Origin of the sequence: Methylomonas rivi (assembly GCF_024505165.1) — a bacterium.
Lineage (GTDB): Bacteria > Pseudomonadota > Gammaproteobacteria > Methylococcales > Methylomonadaceae > Methylomonas > Methylomonas rivi.
On sequence record NZ_JANIBK010000303.1, the window covers coordinates 1 to 1,552 of the forward strand.

Genomic DNA, 1,552 nt, shown 5'->3' on the forward strand with positions numbered 1-1,552 from the left:
AAATATATTAGATATCGGTGGAAATACAGGGTATTTTACATTTGAATCCTTGAACCATGACGCTAAACATGTTGACTATTACGAAGGCAATAATGTACATGCGAAATTTGTTAAAGAGGCTTTAAAAGTTCTGCAGCTGGAAGATAAAGTTAACATCCATGAAAACTACTTTTTATTTAATAACATAAAAAGTGAAAAAGTTTATGATGTTGTATTTTTATTAAATGTATTACATCATATTGGCGATGATTATGGGGATACATCACTATCAAAAGAAAAGGCCTTAGAAAGCATATTGAATTCATTGAAAAGTTTAGCAGGTAGAGCAGATGTTTTAGTCTTACAAATAGGTTTTAATTGGAAAGGAGATTGTAGACTTCCACTTTTTGCAAATGGGACAAAGAAAGAAATGATAAATTTTGTGCGAGATGGAATTAAAGGCTATTTTGATATTGTTTCCATAGGTATTGCGGAGAAAGGTGAGCATGGCGTTATTTATAACTCAGTAAACGAACTCAATATTGAGCGGAATGATGCATTAGGAGAGTTTCTTAACCGCCCTATTTTTATCCTGAAGTCTCAGTTACTTAGAGCCCATAGTATGCGGTGAGGTACGAACCGCATACTATGGAAAAGGACAAAAACAAATATGTCCAATTTAAAACAACAAGGCATCAAGGCCTTGATTTGGGATTTTAGCGGCAAGGTGGCGGCCCAGGGTGTCGGGTTTATTATTTCACTTTTTCTTGCGCGTTTGCTGGAACCAGAAGAATTTGGCTTAGTGGCGATGATCATGGTTATCATCGGCATGGCAAACGTGTTTAGCGATGTGGGCCTGGGCAGTGCCTTAATACAACGCCGAAAAGTGCTCCCGATCCATTACTCGTCGGTGTTCTATTTTAATATTTTTGTAGGGTTGATGCTGACGCTCGCCACCTATTTCTCGGCGTGCTGGATAGCCGCGTTTTATCAAAACGATGCGCTTATCCCCCTAACCCAGGCGATGTCGCTATCTTTTGTGGTTAACGCCTTTAGCAGCGTGCAAACCACCAAGCTGCGTAAGGATTTGAATTATGCCGCATTGAGCAAAGCCAACTTCCTGGCCTCATTTGCCGGCGGCGCACTAGGTATTTGGTTGGCTTTTCAAGGCGCAGGCGTCTGGAGTTTGGTTACACAAATGTTGGCGTCCGGCGTTATCTTCAATGTATTGATATGGTCAATGAGCCGATGGAAGCCTTCCTTACTATTTTCAGTTAAGGCATTAATACAATTGTGGGGGTTCGGTTTTAGAATGTTCTTGGCTGGACTCCTGGACGCCGTATTTACCAAATTAGATTTTATGATCATCGGTAAGTTATTTATTCCGGTAACATTGGGTTACTTTCAGCGTGCAAAGTCATTAAATTCTCTACTGGTCCAATATTCATCGGAAAGCTTTATTTCCGTGTTATTTCCCTTGTTAAGTCAGGTGAAAAATGATTTGCCACGATTCCAGAATATAAATTTAAAAATGATAGAGATTATTTGCTTTGGTGCTTTTTTTCTATCAGGT

Annotated in this window: 2 protein-coding genes; both read left to right on the plus strand. The window is 39.4% G+C overall.

What is annotated here, in order from left to right; all coding sequences use genetic code 11:
- On the plus strand, positions 1-610 hold a 610-nt coding region (locus tag NP596_RS21300), incomplete at its 5' end, for a class I SAM-dependent methyltransferase (RefSeq protein WP_256617388.1).
- Between the two features lie 39 nt (positions 611-649).
- On the plus strand, positions 650-1,552 hold a 903-nt coding region (locus NP596_RS21305), incomplete at its 3' end, for a lipopolysaccharide biosynthesis protein (RefSeq protein ID WP_256617389.1).